Raw genomic sequence first — 21,810 nt, forward strand, 5'->3', positions numbered from 1 at the left:
CGGGCTAGTCCTCGTCGGGGCCGTCGTCGGGGGCGTGCACGCGTGCCTCGCCCGTGACGGCGTCGACGCGGATCACCGTGCCGTCGTCGAGCTCGACGACGGGCCGGTGCTCGAGGTACGTGAGCGTCCAGCGCCAGGACGACGCGTCGACGCCCTCGTCGGCGAGCTCGCGCTCGACCTGGGCGACCGCGCCGAGCACGGGGGCGAGGAGGCTGGCCGGAGCCGCGCCTCCCACGCTCCAGCGCGTGCCGAGCTGCATCAGGCGCCCGCAGCCGGGGTCGGGGCGCCGGCCGCCGCAGGGGCCTCCGGCAGCTCGCCCAGCTCGATCGCGGTCACGGCCAGCGACTCGCCCTCGACGAAGTCGAGCGACTGGATCTTGCCCACGGCGGCCAGGTCGGAGGCCGCCCCGCGGAGCACCTCGAGCTGCGCGGCCGGGGCCGAGATCGTCGCCGAGACGACCGGCGTCTTCTGCGAGGCCTTGGCGTCGGACTTCGCCCGGCGGACGCCGATCAGCGCCTCGCCGACGAGGCCGAGCAGGCCGGTGGGCGACCCCACATCGCCGAGCTCGTCAGCCGTGGGCCAGGAGGCGCGGTGGACGGAGTCGTCGTGCGTCCACGACCACACCTCCTCCGTCGCGAACGGCAGGTACGGCGCGAGCAGGCGCAGCAGGCCGTCGATCGTCGTGCGCAGGGCGAGCACGGCCGAGGCCTGCTCGGCGGGAGTCGTCGCCCCGTAGGCGCGCTCCTTGACGAGCTCGAGGTAGTCGTCGCAGAAGGTCCAGAAGAACTTCTCGGTGACCTCGAGCGCACGGGCGTGGTCGTAGCCCTCGAGCGCCTCGGTCGCGGTGTCGACGACCGCGGCGAACGACGCGAGGAGGTCGCGGTCGAGCGGCTCGGTGATCGAGAACTCGCCCGACGGGAGCTCGAACGAGTACACGAACTTGGCCGCGTTGAGCACCTTGATCGCCAGGCGTCGGCCGATCTTGATCTGCTTCGGGTTCTGCGGGTCGAAGGCCGCGTCGGTGCCGAGCCGGCTGGAGGCGGCCCAGTAGCGGACCGCGTCGGAGCCGTGGTCGTCGAGCATCGCGGCGGGCGTCACGACGTTGCCCTTCGACTTCGACATCTTCTTGCGGTCCGGGTCGACGATGAAGCCCGAGATCGACGCGTCCGTCCACGGCACCGTGCCGTGCTCGAGCTGCGACCGGAGCGCCGTCGAGAACAGCCAGGTACGGATGATGTCCTGGCCCTGCGGGCGCAGGGAGTACGGGAACACGAGCTCGAACAGCTCGGGGTCGGCCTCCCAGCCGCCGGCGAGCTGGGGCGTGAGCGACGAGGTCGCCCAGGTGTCCATGACGTCGAGCTCGCCCTGGAACCCGCCGGGCACGCCGCGCTGCGACTCGTCGTAGCCGGGGGCCGGGTCGCTCGACGGGTCGACGGGCAGCGACGCCTCGTCGGGCACGATGACGTCGTCGAAGACGGGGTTGCCGTCGGCGTCGAGGGGGTACCAGACGGGCAGGGGGACGCCGAAGAAGCGCTGGCGAGAGATGAGCCAGTCGCCGTTCAGGCCGTTGACCCAGTTCTCGTAGCGCACGCGCATGAAGTCGGGGTGGAACCCGACCTCGCGGCCGCGCTCGAGCAGCGACTGCTGCAGGGCCTCGTCGCGGGCGCCGTTGACGATGTACCACTGGCGGGTCGAGACGATCTCGAGCGGCTTGTCGCCCTTCTCGAAGAACTTGACGGGGTGCGAGATCTTCCGGATCTCGCCGATCAGCTCGCCCGAGGCGGTCAGCTGCTCGACGATGGCGGCCTTGGCGCTGAAGACCGTCTTGCCGGCGAGCTGGGCGTAGGCCTCTCGGCCCGCCTCCGACTCGATCGCGGCGGGGGCCTCGCTGACGAAGCGGCCGTCGAAGCCGATCACGGCACGGTTCGGCAGCTGCAGCTCGCGCCACCACACCACGTCGTTGGTGTCGCCGAAGGTGCAGACCATGGCGATGCCCGAGCCCTTGTCGGGCTGGGCGAGGTGGTGCGCCACCACAGGGACCTCGACGTCGAAGAGCGGCGAGCGCACGGTGGTGCCGAAGAGGGCCTGGTAGCGCTCGTCGTCGGGGTGCGCGACGAGGGCCACGCAGGCGGGGAGCAGCTCGGGACGCGTCGTGTCGATGAGCACGTCGCCCTCGCCGTCGGTGCGGTGGAAGGCGAGCTTGTGGTAGGCACCCGGCACCTCCTTGTCCTCCAGCTCGGCCTGCGCGACCGCGGTGCGGAAGGTGACGTCCCACAGGGTGGGAGCGTCGGCCTGGTAGGCCTCGCCGCGGGCGAGGTTGCGGAGGAACGCCTTCTGCGCCATCGCCTGCGAGCGGTCGTCGATGGTGCGGTAGCTCTGCGTCCAGTCGACCGAGAGGCCGAGCTTGCGCCAGACGTCCTCGAACTGCTTCTCGTCCTCGACGGTGAGGCGCTCGCAGAGCTCGACGAAGTTGCGGCGCGAGATCGGCACCTGGTCGGCGGCCTTGGCCGACTTGCCGTCGCCGCCCTCGAAGGGCGGCGTGAACGACGCGTCGTAGGGGAGCGACGGGTCGCAGCGCACCCCGTAGAAGTTCTGCACGCGACGCTCGGTCGGCAGGCCGTTGTCGTCCCAGCCCATCGGGTAGAAGACGCTGGCGCCGCGCATGCGCTCGAACCGCGCCTTGACGTCGGTGTGCGTGTAGCTGAAGACGTGGCCGATGTGCAGGCTGCCCGACGCGGTCGGCGGCGGGGTGTCGATCGAGAACACGGAGGCGCGCGTCGCCTGGTCACGGTCGAACCGGTAGGTGCCCGACTCCTCCCAGACCTGGCCCCAGCGGGCCTCCAGCCCCTCGAGGGCGGGCTTCTCGGGCATCGGTGACGTCATGGGCTGCTCCGGTTCTGTGGGCGGCGCCGTGTCGGTGGGGAGGCGCCTGGTTGTGGGACTGCCCCAGTGTACGCGCGGCGGGGGCCGCGACCGGGGTGGCCACGAGGCGGCAGCGCAGGAGGCGTCGTGGTCGTCGGCGAGGAAAGATGCGGTCAGGGCACTGTTGCGAGCACTGCACTGGATCTGACATGCCGGTCTCTGTTAGCCTCGTCCGGTTTTGCCCGACACCGTGGTCGCGCTCCGTCCGACCACCCGGAGGTATCCCGACACATGTCTGCCCGCAAGAACAGCCCGAAGGCCGCGCGCCGCGAGCTCACCACGGACGACGTCACCGTCGTCGAGGAGTCGATGCTCAAGCGCGCCGTCAGCGCCGCCGCGCTCGGCAACGCCATGGAGTGGTTCGACTTCGGCGTCTACGCCTACATCACGACGACCATCGCGCAGGTCTTCTTCCCGCCCGGGAACGACGCTCTCAACATCCTCTTCACCTTCGGCACCTTCACCGCGGCGTTCGTGGTCCGCCCGATCGGCGGCGCGTTCTTCGGCCCGCTCGGCGACCGCATCGGCCGGCAGAAGGTGCTCGCGATGACGATGATCCTCATGGCCGCGGGCACCCTCGCGATCGGCCTCATCCCCTCGTACGCGACCATCGGCATCTGGGCCCCGATCCTGCTGCTGCTGGCGCGCCTCCTGCAGGGCTTCTCGACCGGCGGCGAGTACGGCGGCGCCGCGACCTTCATCGCCGAGTACTCGCCCGACAAGCGCCGCGGCTTCATGGGCTCGTGGCTCGAGTTCGGCACCCTCGGCGGCTACGTGCTCGGCGCCTCCCTCGTGACCGCCCTGCAGCTCGGCCTGAGCGAGGAGGCGTTGCTCGGCTGGGGCTGGCGCATCCCGTTCATCGTCGCCGGGCCGCTCGGTCTGATCGGCCTCTACCTGCGCCTCAAGCTCGAGGAGACCCCCGCGTTCCAGAAGCAGCAGGCGGAGGCGTCGGAGCGCGAGCACCAGAAGGTCCCGTTCCTGAAGCTGTTCCGCGAGAACTGGCGTGCGCTCATCGTCTGCGTCGGCCTCGTGCTGGTCTTCAACGTGACCGACTACATGCTGCTGTCGTACATGCCGACCTACCTGACCAACACCCTCGGCCGCGACGCCACGAGCGGGCTGCTCTTCATCATCGTGGTGATGGTGCTGATGATGCTCGTCATCACGTTCGGCGGGCGGCTCAGCGACCGCTTCGGTCGCCGGCCCGTGCTCTTCGCCGGCTGCATCGGGTTCCTGGTGCTGTCGTTCCCGGCGCTCCGCATGGTGCAGAGCGACAACGGCGTGCTGTCGTTCGCGGGCCTGCTCGTGCTCGGCCTCGTGCTCGTCACCTTCACGTCGACGATGCCCTCGACGCTGCCCGCGCTGTTCCCGACGATCATCCGCTACGGCGCCCTCGCGATCGCGTTCAACGTGTCGGTGTCGCTCTTCGGCGGGACCACCCCCCTCGCCACGGAGGCGCTGGTCGTCTGGGCGGAGGGCCGCGGCTTCGGCTGGGCCCACGACATCCCCGCGTTCTACCTGATGGCCGCCGCGGTGATCGGCCTCGTCGCCGTCTCGTTCACGAAGGAGACCGCCAACGAGCCGCTGCTGGGCTCGGGCCCGTCCGTCGCCACCGACGCCGAGGCCCAGGAGCTGATCGCGGCGTACTCGGACGAGTCGAGCGACGTGTCGAAGTCGGACTGGGCGCTCGCGTTCGCGGAGTCGGGGCCGATCCAGGTCGTCCGCCCGCCGGTCGACGACGAGGCGTCCGCGAAGGCCTAGCGCCCCGCGCCCCCGTCACGTCGAGACCCCTCGGACCCGCGCGCACCCGTGCGCGCGCCGAGGGGTCTCCGCGGTTCTCGGGGGTGTCGGCGCAACGGCGCGGCCCTGCGCGGCAGGGCGGCCTGCGCGGCAGGGCGGCGCGGCGCTAGGGGCGCCCCGCGAGCAGGGCGCGCGTGTGCTCGTGCCGGGGGGCCGCGAACACCTCGGCCGTCCGGCCCTGCTCGACGACCCGCCCGTGCTGCATCACCGCGACGCGGTCGGCCATGTGGCCGACGACGTCGAGGTCGTGCGAGATGAGCAGGTAGGCCAGGCCCTCCTCGCGCTGCAGGTCGTCGAGCAGGTCGAGCACCTGCGCCTGCACCGAGACGTCGAGGGCCGACACCGGCTCGTCGCAGACGATGACCGTCGGGCGCGCGGCCAGGGCGCGGGCGATCGCCACGCGCTGCCGCTGACCTCCCGACAAGGAGGCGGTGCCCCGGTCGGCCAGGTCGGCCGCGAGCCCGACCCGGTCGAGCAGCGCCAGCACGTCGCGACGCAGGGCATCGCTGCCGACGCGCGTGCGGTCGCCGCCCGTCAGCGCGTCGGCGAGGAGCCTGCCCACCGGCAGCCGGGGGTCGAACGAGCTCGCCGGGTCCTGGTAGATCGCGCCCAGCAGCGGACGTCGGGCACGGCGGTCCCGCTCGTGCAGGGGCGCCCACGGCTCGCCCAGCAGCTCGACCGTGCCGGCGTCGGGGGCGTCCAGCCCGAGCAGGAGGCGCGCGGTCGTCGTCTTCCCGCTCCCGGAGGCGCCCACCAGGCCGAGCGTCTCGCCCGCGCACAGCTCGAGGGAGACGTCGTCGACGGCGACCCGGTCGGGCACGGCGCCGCGCGCCGGGAAGACGCGGCGGAGGCCGCTCGCGGAGAGCACGACGGGGGCGTCGTCCGCCCGTGCCGCCGCCGCCTCCCCGTCCGGCGGCGTGCCGGCGCTCGCGGTAGCCGGCACGGACAGCCGCGCGCCGCGGGGCGCCCCGGCAGGCAGGGCCGCGACGAGCATGCGCGTGTACTCGTGCTGGGGTGCGTCGAGCACCTCGGCGGTCGGCCCGGTCTCGACGACCTCGCCCGCCCGCATCACGACGACCCGGTCGGCGAGACGGCGCACGACGCCGAGGTCGTGGCTGATCATCAGCACGGCCGTCCCCCCGTCGCGCAGCGCGCGCAGCCGGTCGACGACGACCCGCTGCACCTCGGCGTCGAGCGCGGTGGTCGGCTCGTCCGCCACGACCAGCTCGGGCCGGACGGCGAGGGCGGCCGCGATCAGCGCCCGCTGGCGCAGCCCGCCCGACAGCTCGCCCGAGCGGGAGCCGAGCCGCGCCTCCGGATCGGGCATGCCCACCTCGACCAGCGCCTCCAGGGCCCGCTCCCGCCGCTGTCGGGGCGTCAGGCGGGTGTGCAGCCGGAGCGCGTCGTCGATCTCCCGGCCGATCGGGCGGAGCGGGTCGAGCGACACGAGCGCGTCCTGCAGCACCAGGCCCACCCGGGCGCCGCGCACGCGACGCCAGGCGCGCTCGCCCAGGTCGACGAGGTCGGTCTCGCCGAGCGTCAGCCGGCGGCAGGCGACCGTCCCGCCCGTGAGCCCGAGCAACGCCCGCGCCGTCACGCTCTTGCCTGACCCCGACTCGCCCACGATCGCGACGCACTCGCCGGCCGCGAGCGTGAACGAGACCCCGTCGACGACCGGGCCGGAGCCGAACGAGACGCGGAGGTCGTCGACGACGAGGAGGGGAGCGGAGGCGGTCACGAGGCTCCTCCGCCCCGGCGCGCGAGCCCCCGGCCGAGCACCGTCGCCGAGGCGGCGGTCAGCACCACGGCGAGCCCGGGGAACACCGTCATCCACCACGCGCTCGTGACGTACAGGCGGCCCGCCGAGAGCATGGCGCCCCACTCCGGGGCGGGCGGCGGCGCACCGAGGCCGAGGTAGCTGAGCGACGAGGCCCAGACGACGGCCTGGCCGAGGCCCAGCGTCGCGAGCACGACGACGGGCGCGAGGGCGTTCGGCAGCACGTGTCGCCAGAGCACGGTCGCGGGGCGACGGCCCAGCACGACGGCGGCCTCGACCATCGCCGAGCGTCGGACGCGGACGACCTGGCTCCGCACGATGCGCGCGTAGCCCGGCGCCGTGGCGAGGCCGACGGCGACGGTCGCGGGGAGGGCGCCCGGCCCCGTGAAGGCGATGACGACGAGCGCGAGCAGGAGGCCCGGCAGCGCGAACATGACCTCGAGGAGGCGCGACACCGCCACGTCGGCGACGCGCCCCGGCAGGCGCCCGCCCCCGAAGCCCGCGGCCACGCCGAGGAGGACGCCGAGGCCCGTGCCGATCACCGTCGCCGCGGCGCCGATCGCGAGGCTCGCGCCGGCTCCGTGGACGATGCGGGTCCAGATGCCGCGGCCGGACTCGTCCGTGCCGAGGGGGTGCGCGAGCGAGGGGGCCGTGAACGCGTCCGTCGGCGAGACGGCCAGGGGATCGGCGGGGGCGAGCAGCCCCGGGGCGACCGCCGCCACGACGACGAGCGCGAGGGCGACGGCGGCGACGACCTCGGGGACGCGGAGGCGCGTGCGAGGCGACCGGGTGCGGCGCGGGTCACGCGCCGGCCGCGTGCTCGACACGACGCTCACGACGCCCGCACCCGAGGGTCGACGAGCCGCTCGGCCAGGTCGCCGAGGGCCACGACGACGACGTACGAGAGCGCGGAGACGAGGGCGACGCCGGTGACGAGCGGGATGTCCCGCAGCGTCACGGCCCCGAGCAGGGTGCGGCCGAGGCCGGGCCGGGCGAAGACCGACTCGACGACGACCGCCCCGCTCAGCAGGGAGCCGAAGGCCCAGCCGGAGAGGGCCAGGCCGGGCAGGGCGGCGTGCCGCAGCAGGTGTCGCCCGAAGAGCCCGGAGGTCGACTCGCCCCGGGCGCGGGCGGAGAGGGCGAACGGCGACGACGCCGCGTCGAGCAGGGAGTCGCGCGTCACCTGGCCGAGGAACCCGGCGACCGGCACGGCCAGCGTCACCACCGGCAGCACGAGGCCGATCGGGGTGCCCGTGCTCACCGGGGGCAGCAGGCCGAGCTGGGTGCTGAGCACCAGCACGAGCACGCTGCCGAGCCAGAAGTGCGGCACCGCGGCCGCCACCACCTCGAGGCCGGACGAGACGGCGGCGGCGACCCGGCCGCCCAGGGTGGCCCACCAGGCGGTCCCCAGCGCGATCAGCCAGGCGACGGCGAGCGCGCACGCCGCCAGCACGACCGTGCCGGGCAGCTGGGCGAGCAGCAGCGCGCCGACGTCCGTGCGGAGCGAGTACGAGGTGCCGAGGTCGCCGGTCGCGAGACGGCCGAGCTGGGCCAGGTACTGCAGGAGGAGGGGGTCGTCCAGCCCGTACTGCTCGCGCACCAGCGCCAGCGCCTCGGCCGACGCCTGCGACCCCGGACCCCCGATGATCGCCTCGGCGGGGTCGCCGGGCACCAGCCGGATCGCGAAGAAGACCATGGTCGCGACCGCCCAGAGCACGACCACGCCGCCGACGACCCGACCGGCGAGCCACCGGGCCGCCGCTGCCGCGCGCCCGCGCCTCCTGCGCTCCGGCCTCGTGGGCGACGGGGAGGACGCGTCGTCGGTGGTGGGGGGAGCGGTCGAGGAGGCGCGGCCCGCCGCGGCGTCGCGCCCCGGCTCAGTCGGTACGGGAAGCGTCATACAGGGTGACGGCCGAGACCGGCGGCAGGGCGCGGACGCCGGTCACCGACGAGCGCACGAGGTAGTGGTTCTGCTGGTCGTAGAGCGGCAGCACCGTGTAGCTCTCGAGGACGATCTGCTGAGCCTGCTGGTAGAGGTCGGCCCGCTCGTCGGGGTCGCTCGTCTGCGCGGCGTCGGTCAGCAGCTGGTCGAGGGCAGGGTCGCTCAGCTGCGCCAGGTTGGCGAAGTAGCCGCTCGGCGCGGGCGTGATGCCGGCCGTGTCGTAGAGGATGCGCAGCACGTCGGGTCCGACCTTCGTGTACGGAGCGCTGACCAGGTCGTAGTCGTTCTCGGCGAGGGCGCCGTACCAGCTCGACAGGTCGAGGGGAGACAGCACGACCTCGATTCCCAGCTGCTTCGCGCCGGCCTGGATCTGCTCGAAGAGCGACTGCTCGGCGGGGATCGACTGGTTCGTGCTCACGGGGAACTCGAGGGAGAGGCGCTCGCCGCCCTTGGTGCGGTAGCCGTCGGAGTCGCGCTCCGTCCAGCCGGCCTCGTCGAGCAGGTCGCCTGCGGCGTCGGGGTCGACGTCGAACAGCGACTCGTCCGAGTACGCGAGCGGCTCGACGCTCGAGAGGGGCGAGTACGAGCGCTCCGCCGTGCCGAAGAAGAGCGAGTCGATGCCGTCGTTCACGTCGACCCCGGTGATGAAGGCCTGTCGCACGCGCTCGTCGTCGAAGGGCGCCTTGCCCGAGTTCAGCTCGATCCGGTTCGCGGCGCCGGGGCGGGGCGCGTCGATCTCGTCGAGCGAGTCGTCCTTCTCGGCCGCGACGAGGGTGTCGGGCTGGACGTTGTCGATCACGTCGACCTGGCCGGCCTGGAGGGCCGCGTAGCGGGCGGCGGAGTCCGGGATGAAGCGCCAGACGACCTCGTCGAGGTGGGCGGGGCCGTCGTGGGAGGCGTCGGCGGGCGGCGACGAGTAGTCGTCGTTGCGGCTCAGCACCACGCGGTCCTGCTTGGTCCAGGACTCGACCACGAAGGGGCCCGTGCCGACCGGCGACTCGCAGTTCGCCTCCTGGGAGCGCTCGAGCGCCTCCGGCGACTCCATGGCGAGCCACGGCTGGGTCAGCGACTCGAGCAGCGCGCTGTCGGGCTCGCTCAGGTCGAAGCGGGCGGTCCGGGCGTCGACGGCCTCGACGCCGGTGACCTTCTGCAGGGCGAGGTAGCCGGTCGACGAGAGCGTCTCCGGATCTTGCAGGTGCGCGACGTTCGCGGCGACGGCTGCGGCGTCGAACGGCGTGCCGTCGGTGAACGAGACGCCGTCGCGCAGGGTGAAGGTCCAGCTGAGGCCGTCGTCCGACTCCTCCCACGAGTCGGCGAGCCACGGCACGATCTCGCCTTCCGAGTCCTTCGACACGAGCGACTCGAGGTACTGCGTCGAGACGAGGGCCTGAGGGTAGTTGCCGCCGACGTGGGGGTCGAGGCAGGTGGGCTCGGCGTCGCCCGTGGCGTAGGTCAGGGTGCCGCCGGCCCGCGGGGTCCCGTCGTCGGACGAGTCGCCGCCGGGGGCACAGCCCGCGAGCAGCAGGGCGCCGGCCGAGGCGAGGGCGAGCAGGGGCAGTGAGCGCGTGCGCATGGGGCTCCGGAGGTGTGGGGCGAGGTGGGGTGGCTTGTTGAACTGGGTACAACAAAGCCGTGGACGAGTCTAGCGGCATGATTGACCCCATGTCAGACGAGACGACGTCCCGCATCGCCCGGCCCTCGGGACGGCCGCGACGGTCGTCGGCCGACGTCCTCGCCGACGCCGCGGCCGAGCTGTTCCTCGAGCAGGGCTGGTCCCGCACGACGGTGGACCAGATCGCGCAGCGGGCAGGGGTGAGCCGCGGCACGTTCTTCAACTACTTCGAGTCGAAGGCGGACACGTTCTGGCTCGACCTGGACGCGACCGCGGCGGGCCTCGGGGACGCCCTCCGCGCCTCCTCGGGCACGTCGCCCGTGCGGAGGGTCGAGTCGGCGCTGATGCAGCTGGCGGCCGCGCACCCCTCCGACCGTGTGCCGTGGGCCCTCACCCAGTCGGACGCGATGGGCCTCGGCGACGACCTCGTGTCGTCGGCGGCGGTGCGCCTCGTGCGGATCCGCGCGACGGTGGCGTCGTTCCTCTGCGAGACCGCCGACGTGCCGCGCGGGGACGTCGGGGCCGAGGTGGCGGCGTCGGCGCTGCTGGCGGCGGCGGCCACCGCCGTCGTCAGGTGGGCGCGGGCCGGCGTGCGTCGACGACCACTCGACGAGGAGGTGGCGGCGGCCCTGGCGCCCGTGGCCGACGGCCTCGCGCGCGCCGACCGCCTCGCCGACGGCTAGGCCGTGGGGGTGGAGGCGGTCGAGGGCGAGACGGGGGACAGCACGTCGTCGAGCTGGGCGCGCTTCGGGAACACCCACTTGTTCATCGCCCAGTAGCGGAAGACCATCGCGAGCATCGTGCCGATGACGGGACCGCTGACGAAGTCCGCGATCTCCTGGGTCGTGCGCGAGACCTGGGGCACCTCGAAGCCGAGACCGTAGCGCGACAGGTACAAGGGAGCCGAGTTGATCGCGACCCCGATGACGCTGACGACGACGAAGAGCAGCATCTCCTGGCCGGTGTGGCGGTCGCCGCGGTCGTCGAACGACCACTTCTTGTTCATCCAGTACGACACGACGGTCGCGACGATGATGCCGAGCGACAGCGCGGTCACGGGGTGCTGGGGGATGACGAAGAGCTTGAGCCCGTAGTTGATCACCATGGTGATGACGAAGCCGATGCCGCCGACCACGAGGAAGCGGAGGGCGGAGGGGTGGGCCTTGGCCAGCCGGATCATCGTGCGCACGGATCGACGCTACAGGGGCTCCCTAAGAAGGCGCCGGGCGTTGTCCCCTCCGCGCAGGCGAGTGGTCCGGTCGGCCGGGGAGATGAGGCGGGTCGGTCGGGAGGATGACTTACGGCAACGGTCCGGTCACGGCATGAGGATCGCTCGTCACGTGCCCCTACTGTGAGCGGAGGACGGCCTCACGAGGCCGGGAGCGCCGTGCTCGGGGGTGGGTCGAGGGCACGGCGGCCACCTCGACTCACACGAGAGAGAAGATCATGAAGAACACTGTGTCGGCCGCCGTGGCGCTGCCGACTGCCATCGTCATCGCCCTGGGGGGACTCCTGATGACGACGCCCGCGGCACATGCCGAGGCGGCGCCCGTCGAGCAGGTCGACGGGGCGGCCGCCGCCGTCGCGGTCGACGCGCCCAGCGTCGCCGCGGAGCCGGACGCCGCGTCGGACGTCGGGGACGCGACGCCCGCCGAGCCGTCCCCGGAGGCGGGCGACGCAGGGACCGCCGTGGAGGCGCCGGACGCCGGGGAGGTACCCGACGGCGAGGTCGCGCCTCCGGTCGTCGAGGCGCCTGTCGCCGAGGCACCGGTCGCCGACGGGGGCGTCCTGACGCCCGCGGAGGTACCGGTCGTCGAAGACGAGGCGGCAGCCGACGAGGCAGCCGCCGCGCCCGGCTTCGAGGTCACGTCCCCGACTGCGCAGGGCGAGCTCGCGTTCCGCGGCGGCGTCGTCGTCACCGGGACCGTCCCGGAGGGCAGCAGCGTCAGCATCGTCGTGAGCAACGGGACGTCGCTCCGGGCTGCGGTCACGGGGACGACCTTCCGCGAGGCGATCGCCATCGACCCCGCTCCGTTCATGGTCGACTACCAGGTGACGGTCACGGCGTCCGCGGCCGACGGGAGCCCGCTCGGCTCGATCGTGCGCGAGGTCCTCGTGCTCGGGCAGCTGGCCTCCGACGCTCCCGTCATCACGTCGCCCGTCGACGGATCGCAGGTGGACGGGGACGTCGTGCCCTTCGGGGACACCGACACGCGGAGGTTCGTGGTCTCGGGGACGGGGACGCCGGGAGAGCTCCTGGACATCGAGCTCCTGATGCTCGACCCCGAGAGGGGCTGGGGCTACGGACACGACCCCGTCTCCGTCGGGGCGGACGGCACCTGGTCGACCCCGGTGTGGCTCCCGGTGGGTCTCGCACGCGTCTCCATCGCCCAGCAGTCCTACGACGAGGACGGATTCGCCACGACGCTGCCGTCGGCGTTCGCGAGCATCGACGTGCGGGTCGGGCCGGCACCGGCGCCCGTCGTGCTGGCGCCCTCGGCACCGGCGCCCGTCGTGCTGGCGCCCGTCGTCGCCCCGAGTGCCGTCCGCCCGGTCGCCGTGGTCCCGCGGACGACGTCCTCGCTGGCCCACACGGGCACGGACGAGGCGACGCCGTGGGCGGGAGCGCTCGGCCTCGGGCTGATGCTCGCGGGCCTCGGCGGAGTCGGCGTGGCCCGGCGTCGAGCGCGTCGCGCCTGACGCACGGACACCACGGAGGGCCCGTCTCCTGCTCGGAGGCGGGCCCTCCCGTGTGGCGGAGCAGAGGTCAGCGACGCGGCTGCAGGCTCGGCTCGTCCGGTGTCGAGAGGGTGAGCACCGCCTCCTCGACGACGTCGTGCTCCTCGAGCTCGCGCTCCACGCGGCGGAGGGCGACGGCGACGTGCTCCTCGGTGTCGTCGCCCGTCATGTCGACGGCGGCGACCAGGTACAGGCGGCTCGGGCCGACGAACTCCGTGTGCAGGTAGGTCACGCGGGCGATCTCGGGCCGGGCGAGGAGGCGCTCGAGCACCGTCGTCTCGAGCTCGTCGCTCGGGCTCTCACCGACGAGGAACCGGCGGTTGCGGTCGACCAGCACCAGGGCGACGACCCCGAGCAGCACGCCGACGAGGATCGAGCCGACCGCGTCGAAGACGGCCGAGCCGGTCACCTGGTGCAGGAAGATGCCGAGGAACGCGATGAGCAGGCCGACCAGGGCGGCGGCGTCCTCGGCGAACACGGCGCGCAGCGTGGAGTTCGAGCTGCGCAGCACGAAACGCAGGGTGGGCACCTGCCCGGCCCGGGCGCTGCCGCGGGCCTGGCGGAAGGCCTGGAGGAACGACGTGCCCTCGAGCAGGAAGGCCACCCCGAGCACGACGTAGTTCACCAGGTAGTCCTCGGCCTCCTCGGCCGCGCCGAGCTGCGAGATGCCGTGCTGGATCGACACCACGGCGCCGACGGTGAACAGCCCGAACGCCGCGAACATCGACCAGACGTAGGTCTCCTTGCCGTAGCCGAGGGGGTGGTCGTCGTCCCGCTGCTTGACGCCGCGCTTGTCGGCGATGAAGAGGAAGATCTCGTTGCCCGTGTCGGCCCACGAGTGCGCCGACTCGGCCACCATCGACGCGGAGCCGGTGAGGAACGCCGCGACGGTCTTCGCCACGGCGATCAGCAGGTTCGCGAGGAACGCCACGATCACCGTCGTCGTGCTCTCGGGCTTCAGCGCGGACCCGGCACCGGGTTCGGTGGGCGGCTCGGTCGCCGCGGGCGGCGCCGCGGAGGGCTCTGGTGTCATGCTGCTGATTCTGCACTGCCTGCACCTGATCGCGTCCCGCCTCCACGGCTCGTATGATGGACGAGCATTGATCCGGCCATCACCGGGGAGCACTCGGCAGAACCCGTCGATCGTCCCGACACTGGGGCAGGAGGCGTCACTAGACCCGAGCGGGGCAGGCCCGTCACAGCCGCAGCAGAGAGGTCGTCCCGCCAGGGGCGGCAAGCGAGGTGGTACCGCGCCGACCGAGAACCCTCGGCAGGCGTCCTCGTGGACGGACATCCGCAGCACCTGGAGCCCCCATGGCCTACAAGCCGGTACCCGCATCGCCCCGGTTCCCCGACGTCGAGCAGGGCGTGCTCGCCTTCTGGCGTCGCGACGACACCTTCCAGGAGTCGATCCGCGCCCGCGAGGGCAGCGACGAGTGGGTCTTCTACGACGGACCGCCCTTCGCGAACGGCCTGCCGCACTACGGCCACCTCCTCACCGGCTACGCCAAGGACGTGTTCCCGCGGTACCAGACCATGCGCGGCAAGCAGGTGCACCGCCGGTTCGGCTGGGACACCCACGGCCTGCCCGCCGAGCTCGAGGCCATGCGCCAGCTCGGCATCACCGAGAAGCACCAGATCGACGACATGGGCATCGGCGCGTTCAACGCCGCGGCGCGCAGCTCGGTGCTGCAGTACACCGACGAGTGGCAGGGCTACGTCACCCGCCAGGCCCGCTGGGTCGACTTCGACGACGACTACAAGACCCTCGACGTCAGCTACATGGAGAGCGTCCTCTGGGCCTTCAGACAGCTGTGGGACAAGCAGCTCGCCTACGAGGGCTTCCGGGTGCTGCCGTACTGCTGGCACGACCAGACGCCGCTGTCGAACCACGAGCTCCGCATGGACGACGACGTGTACAAGATGCGCCAGGACCAGACGGTCACCGTCGCGTTCCCCCTCGTCGGGGCCAAGGCCGAGTCTCTCGGCCTGACCGGCGTCGAGGCGCTCGCCTGGACGACGACCCCGTGGACGCTGCCGACCAACATGGCGCTCGCCGTGGGGCCCGAGATCACGTACGTGACGGTGCCGCACGCCCTGCTGCCCGGCGAGCGCACGGGCGACCAGCAGCTGCTCACGGGCAGCGTGTTCCTGCTCGCCGCCGACACCCTCGCGGCCTACGCGAAGGACCTGGGCTACGACTCGCCCGAGGCGGCCCAGGCCGCCGTCACGGCGACCTTCGCCGGGGCCGAGCTCGAGGGCGTCGAGTACGACCGCATCTGGGACGTCTACGCCGACACGGAGGCGTGGGGCACCGAGAACGCCTGGCGCCTGCTCGTCGCCGACTACGTCGCGACCGGCGAGGGCACCGGCATCGTGCACCAGGCGCCCGCCTACGGCGAGGACGACCAGCTGGTCTGCGCCGCCGCGGGCATCCCCGTCATCGTGTCGGTCGACGAGGCCGGCCGCTTCCTGCCGATGTTCGACGAGCTCGGCGTCGCCGGGCTGCAGGTGTTCGACGCCAACAAGGTGCTCGTGCAGCGCCTCCGCGCCGACGGCCGCCTCGTGCGGCTCGCGAGCTACGAGCACAGCTACCCGCACTGCTGGCGCTGCCGCAACCCGCTGATCTACAAGGCCGTCTCGAGCTGGTTCGTCCGCGTCACCGACGTGCGCGACCGGATGGGCGACCTCAACCAGGAGATCACCTGGGTGCCCGAGAACGTCAAGGACGGCCAGTTCGGCAAGTGGGTCGCGGGCGCCCGCGACTGGTCGATCTCGCGCAACCGCTACTGGGGCTCGCCGATCCCCGTCTGGCGCAGCGACGACCCGGCCTTCCCGCGCACCGACGTCTACGGCTCGCTGGCCGACCTCGAGGCCGACTTCGGCCGCCTGCCGACGAACGAGCAGGGCGAGCCCGACCTGCACCGTCCGTACATCGACGACCTGACCCGGCCGAACCCCGACGACCCCTCGGGGCAGAGCACGATGCGCCGCATCGAGGACGTCTTCGACGTCTGGTTCGACTCGGGCTCGATGCCGTTCGCGCAGGTGCACTACCCGTTCGAGAACCAGGAGTGGTTCGAGTCGCACGCCCCCGCCGACTTCATCGTCGAGTACATCGGGCAGACGCGCGGCTGGTTCTACGTCATGCACGCGCTCTCGACGGCGCTCTTCGACCGGCCCGCGTTCTCGAACGTGATCAGCCACGGCATCGTGCTGGGCTCGGACGGCCAGAAGATGTCCAAGAGCCTCCGCAACTACCCCGACGTGTCCGAGGTCTTCGACCGGGACGGCGCCGACGCGATGCGCTGGTTCCTGATGTCCAGCTCGGTCATCCGCGGCGGCAACCTCGTCGTGACCGAGGAGGGCATCCGCGAGGGCGTCCGGCAGTTCCTGCTGCCGCTCTGGAGCACCTACTACTTCTTCACCCTGTACGCGAACGCCGCCGACGGCGGCAGCTCGGGAGGCGAGGGCCGGCACGTCGCGGACGGCCTGGTCGCGACCTGGCGCACCGACTCGACCGACGTGCTCGACCGGTACCTGCTGGCCAAGACGCGCCTCCTCGTCACCGACGTCGAGCGGCACCTCGACGCGCTCGACTCGCCGCTCGCGGCGGCCGCCCTGCGCGACTTCGCCGACGTGCTCACCAACTGGTACGTGCGCCGGTCGCGCGACCGCTTCTGGGCCGGCGACGACCGCGACGCCTTCGACACGCTCTTCACCGTCCTCGAGACGGTCACGCGCGTGGCCGCGCCCCTGGCGCCCCTCGTGACCGAGGAGATCTGGAAGGGCCTCACCGGCGGTCGCAGCGTGCACCTCACCGACTGGCCCGACGCCTCCTCGTTCCCCGAGGACGACGCCCTCGTCGCCTCGATGGACGCCGTCCGGGCGATCGCGTCGTCGGGCCTGGCGCTCCGCAAGGCGACCGGCCTGCGCGTGCGCCTGCCGCTGGCCCGCCTCACCGTCGTCGCGCCCGACCCGGCCGGCCTCGAGCCGTTCGGCTCGATCCTCCGCGACGAGCTGAACGTCAAGGAGGTGGCGTTCACGCCCCTGACGGAGGAGAGCCTCGGCGAGTGGGGCGTCACCCGCAAGCTGACCGTCAACGCCCGTGCGGCAGGGCCCCGCATCGGCAAGCAGGTGCAGCAGGTCATCCCGGCCGCGAAGAAGGGCGACTGGGCCCCCGTCGGCGAGAACGTCGTCGTCGGCGGCGTCGAGCTGCTGCCGGGCGAGTTCACCCTCGAGCTGGCGGTCGACGACCCGTCGGCGGCGATCGCCTTCGTCGGCGACGGCGGCTTCGTGCTGCTCGACACGGCCACGACGCCCGAGCTCGAGGCCGAGGGCCTGGCCCGCGACGTCGTCCGGGCCGTGCAGCAGGCACGCAAGGCCGCGGGCCTCGACGTGTCCGACCGGGTCGTGACGACCGTGGCGACCGACGCGGCCGCGGCCGCGGCGCTCGGGACGCACCGCGACATGGTGCAGGCCGAGACCCTGACGACCGAGCTGGTCGTCGACGTGCAGGACGACGTCGCGGGACGCGACGGGAAGGTCGCGGTCGGCTCCGGCTCGGCCGTGACGGTGGAGGTGCGACGAGCGTGAGCCCGAAGAAGAACGAGAAGGACGACGGCGCGGGCCAGGGCGACGGCGAGTTCGCCGCCGAGGCGACCCGGGTGCACGACGAGCTGCTGGCCCGCGTGGGGGAGTCCGCCCCCGAGCCGCGCCTGTCGGCCACGCGCCGCGCCGTCGAGCTGCTCGGCGACCCGCAGCGCGCCTACCCCGTGATCCACATCACGGGCACCAACGGCAAGACGTCGACGAGCCGCATGATCGAGAGCGTCCTCCGGGCCCACGGGCTGCGGACCGGGCTCATGACGAGCCCCCACCTGGTGCGCCTCAACGAGCGCATCGTCGTCGACGGCGAGCCGATCAGCGACGAGCGCCTCGTCGCCAACTGGGACGACATCCAGCCCTACCTGACGATGGTCGACACCGAGCTCGAGGCGGCGGGCGAGCCGACCCTCACGTTCTTCGAGGCGCTCACCGCGCTCGCCTTCGCGTGCTTCGCCGACGCCCCGGCCGACGTCGTCGTGCTCGAGGTCGGCATGGGCGGCGAGTGGGACAGCACGAACGTCGCCGACGGCCAGGTCGCCGTCTTCACGCCGATCGCGCTCGACCACCAGGCCCGGCTGGGGTCGACCGTCGAGGCCATCGCCCGGACCAAGGCCGGCATCGTGAAGCCGGCAGCGTCAGTCGTCAGCGCGGCCCAGCTGCCGGAGGCGCTGGCCGAGCTGCAGCGCGCGGCCGAGCTCACCGAGTCGTCGCTGGCCGTCGAGGGCGTCGCCTTCGGCGTCGAGTCCACGACGGTGGCGGTGGGCGGCCAGGTCGTCACGATCCGCGGCGTCGCCGGCCGCTACGAGGACCTGCTCCTGCCGCTCTTCGGCGACCACCAGGCCCAGAACGCGGCCGTCGCCGTGGCCGCGGTCGAGTCGTTCCTCGGCAGCGGCAGCCAGGCGCTCGACCACGACGTGCTCGCCGAGGGGCTCGCCGCGGCGACGTCGCCCGGGCGGCTGCAGATCGTGGCCAACGAGCCGACCATCCTCGTCGACGCGGCCCACAACCCGCACGGCGCGCGAGCGCTCGCCAAGGCGATCGACGACTACTTCCAGTTCGGACGCGTCGTCGCGGTTCTCTCGGTCCTCGCCGACAAGGACGCGGCGGGCATCGTCCGCGCGCTCTCGGGCACGGTCGACCAGTTCGTCGTCACGCAGAGCGGCTCCGACCGCTCCGTGGACGCCGACGAGCTCGCGGCCGTGGCGGTCGGCGTCGTCGGAGCCGCACGCGTGGTGGTCGAGACCGACCTCGTGGCGGCGCTCCGCACGGCCCGTGACCTCGCGGACGAGGCCGAGGGCGACGAGCCCGGCGGCGTCGTGGTGACGGGGTCGATCACCCTGGTCGGCGACGTGCTCGCGCTCTCGCAGGCCGAGGGCGGGCTCTCGTGACCGAGGCGCCCCCTCCTGCGGACCCCACCGGCCCCGCGCGCCCGACGCGTCGGGCGCGTCGGCGCGGCGCGGCCGAGAGCCTGCTGTCGATCGTGCTCGTGCTCGAGGCCATGTCGTTGTTCTTCGTCATGCTCGTCGTGAACGGCCGCGACCTGGTCCCCCCGGGCGTGGCGTTCGGCGGCGGCCTCGGCGCCATCGTCCTGGTCCTCCTCGTGTCGCGCACCCTGCGCTGGCGGTGGGGGATCGCGCTCGGCTGGGTCGTTCAGCTCGGGCTCGTCGCCTGCGGGCTCCTCGACCCGGTCATGTACGTCGTCGCGGCCCTCTTCGTCGCCATCTGGACCTACTGCCTCGTCAAGGGCACCCAGCTCGACCGCATGAACGCGGCGCGTTTCGGCCCGCAGCCCTGACCGCCCGCGCCGTCGCGACCGGCCACGAGCCCTCCAGCCACCCGAACCACCACCCGCCCCACACGAAGGAGCACCAGTGACCGACCTCCAAGAGACCCTCGTCCTCGTCAAGCCCGACGGCGTCGCCCGCGGCCTCACCGGCGAGATCCTCCGCCGCATCGAGGCGAAGGGCTACTCGCTCGTCGACCTGCGCCTCGTCCAGGCCGACCGCGACCTGCTCGCCCAGCACTACGAGGAGCACGTCGGCAAGCCGTTCTACGAGCCGCTCGTCGAGTTCATGCAGAGCGGCCCCACCGTCGCGATCCGCGTCGCGGGCAACGGCGTCATCCCGGGCTTCCGCTCGCTGGCCGGCACGACCGACCCAACGACCGCCGCCCCCGGCACGATCCGCGGCGACCTCGGCCGCGACTGGGGCCTCGCCGTGCAGCAGAACCTCGTGCACGGCAGCGACAGCCCCGAGAGCGCCGCGCGCGAGCTCGCCCTCTGGTTCTGATCTTCCTGAACCCCTGATGAAGGAGGGGCGGTGCCGGTCCCAGGGGCCGGCACCGCCCCTTCTTCGTCGTTCACGACCGGGCGTCGGTCAGGGGGACGGCGTGGCCGTCGACCCGGGCAGCTCGCCCGTGCTCGTGTCGCCGGTCGGCTGGCCACCGGCGACCTCGGCCACGAACTGCGCGAACGCGGCGGCGTCGGTGGGCGAGCCCTGGTACTGCTGGCCGTTGACCAGCACGGTCGGCGTCGCGGACACCGCGGCGAGGTCGGAGTTCGGCAGCGGGTCGTTCAGCGCGCGCTCGGTCGCGGACGCGACCCAGTCGGTGAACTCGCCGTCGGTGATGCAGGAGGCGATGTCTGGGTCGTCGGCGCCGGCGCCCTGGACCAGCGTGACCAGCTCGTCGTTCGTCAGGCCGGTCGTGTTCTCGGCCGGCTGCTGCGCGAACAGGGCGGTGTTGACGTCGAGCGCCGTGTCGGGCTGGTAGTTCGCGACGCAGGCGAGGGCGTTCGCCGACCGGGTCGAGTACTTCGACCCGAGGCTCGCGTTGTCGAGGAACCCGAGGGGGTGGATCTCGAGGTCGGCCGCGCCCTGCGTGACCCAGGTCTCGAGCTGCTCGGCGTTCGTGGTGTCGAACTGGCCGCAATAGGGGCACATGTAGTCGAGGTAGACGACGATGCTCGGCTTCTCGGCCGTGCCGGCCGCGGACGGCGTGGGGGAGCCGTCGGCGGGCGTGGCGTCCGTCGTGACGGCGGAGACGGTCGTGCCGTCGCCCGAGAGCACGATGCCGTCGCTGGCCATGTTCAGGGGGCCGGGGCCCGCGGGCGCGAGCGATCGCGTGATCACCAGGGCCACGACGGCGAGGATCGCGAGCACGCCCACGACGAGGCCGCCCTGCAGGGCCCACTTGTTGCGGCGTCGGCGCTTGGCCTCCGCCTCACGCGTGACGCGCGCCTTCTCGCGGGCGGACTCCCGTCGCTCGCGCTTGGTCTCTCCTGGTCCGGCTGGTGGCGTCATGGTTCCTCGCTCGTCGGTGTCGGTGGCCTCGTCGACCCTCTCGCACCTCCCCATGGGGAGGCTGAGCGGCTCAGCGGAGCAGGGTGGGCAGGAGGAGCGGGAACTGCACGACGATCACCGTGGCGACGACGACGTAGTTGAGCACGGGCAGGATCCAGGAGAACGGCAGGAACGCCGCGGCGGCCCGCTGGAGCCGCCCGTGCGGGACGGTCACGCCGCGCGCGAGGCCCCAGACCAGCAGGATCCAGAAGAGCGGGATGGTCACCGACCAGACGAGCATGCACCACGGGCAGAGGGCCCCGATGACGAACACCGTCTGGGTGAACAGCCACGTGACGAACACCCAGGCCAGGAACACGCCCGCCGTGAAGGCGACCCAGAACCACCGGGCGAACCGTGCGCCGGCGAGCAGCCCGACGCCCACGGCGACGGGGGCCGCGAACCCGACGAGGCCGAGGATCGGGTTGGGGAAGCCGAACAGCGAGGCCTGCCAGCTGTTGATGACGGGCGAGCAGCCGACGAACGGGTTGACGTCGCAGCCGAGCGAGGCCGTCGGGTCCTCGAGCAGCCGGAACTTGTCGACGGTCAGCGCGAACGACCCGAGCAGCCCCACGAGCCCGACGATCACCAGGAGGACGGCGGGGACGACGACGGGTCGACCCGTCGACGGGTGGGTGCGCTGAGGCGCTCTCTGCTCGGTCACGACGACGATCATCTCACCGTCCCGATCGTGGTCCCGGGTGAGGCGTGCGATAATCGAGCCAGTCGCGGGGCGTGAGTCCCGGGATCAAGACTTTCCGGGCCGTGCTGCACCGCGGGGCCGTCGGCAGGTCGGCCTCCACGAGTGGCCGTCCTCGCGGGCGGGCACCGTCAGGTGGCAGCTAGATCCGGGCCAGGGCGCAGTCGCCCACCGCCGGACAGCCAGTTCCGGACAGAGCAACGAAGAACCTGACGTCGACGAACGACATCCGGGGAGACGCCCGCAGAGACGGGCGCCGGCTCCGGCTGACCGAACGCGACGTCGCTGACGATGCGCGCCGTGAGAGGGCGCGGTGGCCGCAGGCAGGTGCACGGCGCCTCCCGGCCACGACACGAGACCACCCGGCGACGG

Annotated in this window: 17 protein-coding genes; 7 read left to right on the forward strand and 10 right to left on the reverse strand. The window is 72.9% G+C overall.

The window, feature by feature from the left end:
* Nucleotides 1-4: 4 nt before the first annotated feature.
* Both IFT77_RS09620 and valS read right to left on the reverse strand, forming a co-directional pair.
* Nucleotides 5-259 carry a hypothetical protein gene (locus IFT77_RS09620; protein ID WP_192169838.1) on the reverse strand — a complete coding sequence of 85 codons (255 nt, stop codon included), beginning with the start codon at nt 257-259 and terminating at the stop codon, nt 5-7.
* The gene (valS, locus tag IFT77_RS09625; RefSeq protein WP_244638618.1) at nt 259-2,883 is read right to left on the reverse strand and encodes a valine--tRNA ligase; all 2,625 of its coding nucleotides are present in this window, start codon (nt 2,881-2,883) and stop codon (nt 259-261) included. The genes IFT77_RS09620 and valS overlap by 1 nt, the downstream gene beginning before the upstream one ends.
* A gap of 270 nt (nt 2,884-3,153) precedes the next feature.
* Here valS and proP point away from each other — a divergent pair, with 270 nt between their 5' ends.
* Nucleotides 3,154-4,683 (forward strand): glycine betaine/L-proline transporter ProP, encoded by a 1,530-nt coding sequence (gene proP / locus IFT77_RS09630; protein WP_192041247.1) that lies wholly within the window; start codon nt 3,154-3,156, stop codon nt 4,681-4,683.
* A 145-nt stretch (nt 4,684-4,828) separates the two neighbouring features.
* On the opposite strand, the gene IFT77_RS09635 is transcribed toward proP, so the two are convergent.
* The 4 genes from IFT77_RS09635 to IFT77_RS09650 are packed head-to-tail and all read right to left on the reverse strand — an operon-like array spanning nt 4,829 to nt 10,014.
* Entirely contained in the window at nt 4,829-6,460 is a 1,632-nt protein-coding gene (locus IFT77_RS09635) for a dipeptide ABC transporter ATP-binding protein (protein ID WP_192041248.1), read from the reverse strand.
* Nucleotides 6,457-7,326 (reverse strand): ABC transporter permease, encoded by an 870-nt coding sequence (locus tag IFT77_RS09640; RefSeq protein WP_371741012.1) that lies wholly within the window; start codon nt 7,324-7,326, stop codon nt 6,457-6,459. The genes IFT77_RS09635 and IFT77_RS09640 overlap by 4 nt, the downstream gene beginning before the upstream one ends.
* Nucleotides 7,327-7,331: 5 nt before the next feature.
* A complete protein-coding gene (locus IFT77_RS09645) occupies nt 7,332-8,399 on the reverse strand; it encodes an ABC transporter permease (RefSeq protein WP_192169839.1) in 1,068 nt (355 codons plus the stop codon).
* The gene (locus tag IFT77_RS09650; RefSeq protein ID WP_192169840.1) at nt 8,377-10,014 is read right to left on the reverse strand and encodes an ABC transporter substrate-binding protein; all 1,638 of its coding nucleotides are present in this window, start codon (nt 10,012-10,014) and stop codon (nt 8,377-8,379) included. Before IFT77_RS09650 ends, IFT77_RS09645 begins: the two co-directional genes overlap by 23 nt.
* A gap of 89 nt (nt 10,015-10,103) precedes the next feature.
* Between IFT77_RS09650 and IFT77_RS09655 the strand changes: the two genes are divergently transcribed.
* Entirely contained in the window at nt 10,104-10,736 is a 633-nt protein-coding gene (locus tag IFT77_RS09655; RefSeq protein WP_192041252.1) for a TetR/AcrR family transcriptional regulator, read from the forward strand.
* On the opposite strand, the gene IFT77_RS09660 is transcribed toward IFT77_RS09655, so the two are convergent.
* Nucleotides 10,733-11,233 carry a GtrA family protein gene (locus tag IFT77_RS09660; RefSeq protein WP_123548367.1) on the reverse strand — a complete coding sequence of 167 codons (501 nt, stop codon included), beginning with the start codon at nt 11,231-11,233 and terminating at the stop codon, nt 10,733-10,735. The genes IFT77_RS09655 and IFT77_RS09660 overlap by 4 nt on opposite strands.
* Before the next feature lie 266 nt (nt 11,234-11,499).
* On the opposite strand from IFT77_RS09660, the gene IFT77_RS09665 reads away from it, so the two are divergent.
* Nucleotides 11,500-12,753, forward strand: coding sequence for an LPXTG cell wall anchor domain-containing protein (locus IFT77_RS09665; RefSeq protein WP_192169841.1), 1,254 nt, complete (start codon nt 11,500-11,502; stop codon nt 12,751-12,753).
* Nucleotides 12,754-12,820: 67 nt separating this feature from the next.
* Here the strand turns inward: IFT77_RS09665 and IFT77_RS09670 are convergent, their stop codons facing one another.
* Nucleotides 12,821-13,825: a cation diffusion facilitator family transporter gene (locus IFT77_RS09670; protein WP_192169842.1), complete on the reverse strand. Its 1,005-nt coding sequence runs from the start codon at nt 13,823-13,825 to the stop codon at nt 12,821-12,823.
* Between the two features lie 281 nt (nt 13,826-14,106).
* On the opposite strand from IFT77_RS09670, the gene ileS reads away from it, so the two are divergent.
* From ileS to ndk, 4 genes are all read left to right on the forward strand, one after another.
* Nucleotides 14,107-17,388: an isoleucine--tRNA ligase gene (gene ileS, locus IFT77_RS09675; RefSeq protein WP_192169843.1), complete on the forward strand. Its 3,282-nt coding sequence runs from the start codon at nt 14,107-14,109 to the stop codon at nt 17,386-17,388.
* Entirely contained in the window at nt 17,385-18,788 is a 1,404-nt protein-coding gene (locus tag IFT77_RS09680; RefSeq protein ID WP_192041256.1) for a glutamate ligase domain-containing protein, read from the forward strand. Before ileS ends, IFT77_RS09680 begins: the two co-directional genes overlap by 4 nt.
* Nucleotides 18,785-19,195, forward strand: a complete 411-nt coding sequence (locus IFT77_RS09685) for a DUF4233 domain-containing protein (protein WP_192041257.1) — start codon at nt 18,785-18,787, stop codon at nt 19,193-19,195. Before IFT77_RS09680 ends, IFT77_RS09685 begins: the two co-directional genes overlap by 4 nt.
* A 76-nt stretch (nt 19,196-19,271) precedes the next feature.
* Nucleotides 19,272-19,688: a nucleoside-diphosphate kinase gene (gene ndk, locus IFT77_RS09690; protein WP_123548247.1), complete on the forward strand. Its 417-nt coding sequence runs from the start codon at nt 19,272-19,274 to the stop codon at nt 19,686-19,688.
* An 87-nt stretch (nt 19,689-19,775) separates the two neighbouring features.
* Here the strand turns inward: ndk and IFT77_RS09695 are convergent, their stop codons facing one another.
* Both IFT77_RS09695 and IFT77_RS09700 read right to left on the reverse strand, forming a co-directional pair.
* Nucleotides 19,776-20,699, reverse strand: coding sequence for a thioredoxin domain-containing protein (locus tag IFT77_RS09695; RefSeq protein WP_192169844.1), 924 nt, complete (start codon nt 20,697-20,699; stop codon nt 19,776-19,778).
* 70 nt (nt 20,700-20,769) lie between these two features.
* Nucleotides 20,770-21,402 carry a vitamin K epoxide reductase family protein gene (locus tag IFT77_RS09700; protein ID WP_371741006.1) on the reverse strand — a complete coding sequence of 211 codons (633 nt, stop codon included), beginning with the start codon at nt 21,400-21,402 and terminating at the stop codon, nt 20,770-20,772.
* Between the last annotated feature and the right edge of the window lie 408 nt (nt 21,403-21,810).

Origin of the sequence: Frigoribacterium sp. CFBP 13729, assembly GCF_014841875.1 — a bacterium.
Lineage (GTDB): Bacteria > Actinomycetota > Actinomycetes > Actinomycetales > Microbacteriaceae > Frigoribacterium.

Excerpts from the sequence above, each read along its gene's own strand:
- IFT77_RS09620 (WP_192169838.1), bottom strand. The coding sequence starts at position 259 with ATGCAGCTCGGCACGCGCTGGAGCGTGGGAGGCGCGGCTCCGGCCAGC.
- valS (WP_244638618.1), bottom strand. The coding sequence starts at position 2,883 with ATGACGTCACCGATGCCCGAGAAGCCCGCCCTCGAGGGGCTGGAGGCC.
- proP (WP_192041247.1), top strand. The coding sequence starts at position 3,154 with ATGTCTGCCCGCAAGAACAGCCCGAAGGCCGCGCGCCGCGAGCTCACC.
- IFT77_RS09645 (WP_192169839.1), bottom strand. The coding sequence starts at position 8,399 with ATGACGCTTCCCGTACCGACTGAGCCGGGGCGCGACGCCGCGGCGGGC.
- IFT77_RS09650 (WP_192169840.1), bottom strand. The coding sequence starts at position 10,014 with ATGCGCACGCGCTCACTGCCCCTGCTCGCCCTCGCCTCGGCCGGCGCC.
- IFT77_RS09655 (WP_192041252.1), top strand. The coding sequence starts at position 10,104 with ATGTCAGACGAGACGACGTCCCGCATCGCCCGGCCCTCGGGACGGCCG.
- IFT77_RS09660 (WP_123548367.1), bottom strand. The coding sequence starts at position 11,233 with ATGATCCGGCTGGCCAAGGCCCACCCCTCCGCCCTCCGCTTCCTCGTG.
- IFT77_RS09665 (WP_192169841.1), top strand. The coding sequence starts at position 11,500 with ATGAAGAACACTGTGTCGGCCGCCGTGGCGCTGCCGACTGCCATCGTC.
- IFT77_RS09670 (WP_192169842.1), bottom strand. The coding sequence starts at position 13,825 with ATGACACCAGAGCCCTCCGCGGCGCCGCCCGCGGCGACCGAGCCGCCC.
- ileS (WP_192169843.1), top strand. The coding sequence starts at position 14,107 with ATGGCCTACAAGCCGGTACCCGCATCGCCCCGGTTCCCCGACGTCGAG.
- IFT77_RS09695 (WP_192169844.1), bottom strand. The coding sequence starts at position 20,699 with ATGACGCCACCAGCCGGACCAGGAGAGACCAAGCGCGAGCGACGGGAG.